Consider the following 1,676-nt stretch of genomic DNA (forward strand, 5'->3'; position numbering starts at 1 on the left):
GGCTACCCGGATCCCATCGTGGATCACAAGGTGCAGCAGCAGGAGTTCAAGCGGCGCTACCAGGCGGTGCAGCAGAGGCGTTCTCAGCCGGCCCAGGGCAGACTTTTCACTCCTTCTTAGCTCTCTTTCCTGAACAGGACGTTCCCTCACCCCCAGCCCCTCTCCCCTTGGGGGAGAGGGGAGTTGGGGATCGGCATAACGAGCTGTTCCATCGCTATTCGGAATGCCTGTAAAAAAAGGGATCCATCGGATCCCTTCAGTCCTCAAAAGCTTGGGGCAAACGACGGGCCTGCCGGAGACTACGGCTTCAGCTCGCTGGGGATGCGCTCCCCGAAGAGAACTGTGTAGAGAATGCGGTAAATGTCGGTGTTCAGGATCCCGGTGGTGGGCACCAGCTCGCGAGCGTTCAGACCCGCCGCGCGGGCGATAACTCCACTGCCGGCGTCGTCTCCAGTGGCCCACGCCACCGCAAAGGGGCGGCGGTTGCCGTTCTTGTCGGGTGCTGAAACAAATGGCTTCGTACCCGTGCCCTCGACGCCATCGATGGGGGCGCCGCTTTCTTCGGGGTCAGTGGGGGGCAGCGGCTCATCGGCAGACTCCACATCCACCAACTGCATCCCGCCGGCGTTGCTGTCGCTGGTGGTGATCATGAAGGTTTTGGGATTCTTCTCGATGAAGTCGAGAATTACCCCAATGGCATCGTCAGCCCGCTTCATGGCCTCCAGGCAGCCGGAAGCATTGAGGTTGTTGCACATGTTGTCGGTGCCCTCTTCCTCAATGACGGCGAAGAAGCCCTTGGGATTGCGGGAGATCCGCTCCAGGGCAAACTGCGTCATCTCGGCAATGGTGGGCGCGCTGGCGATGTAGTTGGGCAAGTTTTCTTTGCGCAGCTCTTCTTCAGGTTTGTCGTAGAAGGTGTCCTCTACGTTGAACACCCCCAAAACCTTGGCGGCATCCGCCGGCAGCTTCAGCAGCTCATCGCGGGTGTAGACGACGGCATACCCTTTTTTCTTGGCTTCCTCGATGAGGTTGCGGCCATCCTTGCGCTTCCCTTGGCCAAAGCGCCCCTGGACACCTTCCGGCAACAGCCATTCCTCACCGGCCCCCAGGATGATGTCTACCCCCGACTCCACCACTTCCAGGGCGATCTCTTCGTAGTCGCTGCGCTTGGGAGCTTCAGCAACAAAAGCAGCCGTCCCCGGCTCGATGATGGATCCCGACTGCACCAGGGCCGTACCCAAACCCGCCGCCACAGCATCTTCCATGATCGTGTTCAGGGTGCCGTTGGCCGAGGGATACTCCTTGCCGTCCGGATCCAAGCCAAAAGATGCGCCATGCACACGAGTGCCTGTGGCATGCGTCACCGCCCCGGCGTTGGAGGTTCCACCCAATAGGTCAAGGTGATGGCCACGATAGGTGGTGATGACAGGCAGACGATCCCAGTTCAAGAAGCCATCCGGGCCGTAGTGGAGAATGCGCGTGATGTCCCAGTGGGAGGCCGAAGTGCCATCGGGGTGGAAAAAGATCGCCCCGTTGCCGGTCGGCTTCGGCGCCGCCTGGGCCAGGCTAGAAAAAAGGGAAGAGGACAGTAGGCACAGCGTTGCGGCCAGAGCTGCCCTCAGAGAATGGTTACGCATAGTAAACCTGCCCTTGCTTGTTCAAGGCTGAACGTCAAG

Annotated in this window: 1 protein-coding gene; it reads right to left on the reverse strand. The window is 60.3% G+C overall.

From position 1 onward, the window contains the following. Nucleotides 1-299: 299 nt before the first annotated feature. Nucleotides 300-1,637: an alkaline phosphatase gene (locus NW863_RS12950; protein ID WP_414366854.1), complete on the reverse strand. Its 1,338-nt coding sequence runs from the start codon at nucleotides 1,635-1,637 to the stop codon at nucleotides 300-302. Nucleotides 1,638-1,676: the final 39 nt, after the last annotated feature.

It is taken from the genome of Synechococcus sp. B60.1 (assembly GCF_047462555.1).
In the GTDB taxonomy this organism is placed as follows: Bacteria; Cyanobacteriota; Cyanobacteriia; order Thermostichales; family Thermostichaceae; genus Thermostichus.

Excerpts from the sequence above, each read along its gene's own strand:
- NW863_RS12950 (WP_414366854.1), bottom strand. The coding sequence starts at position 1,637 with ATGCGTAACCATTCTCTGAGGGCAGCTCTGGCCGCAACGCTGTGCCTA.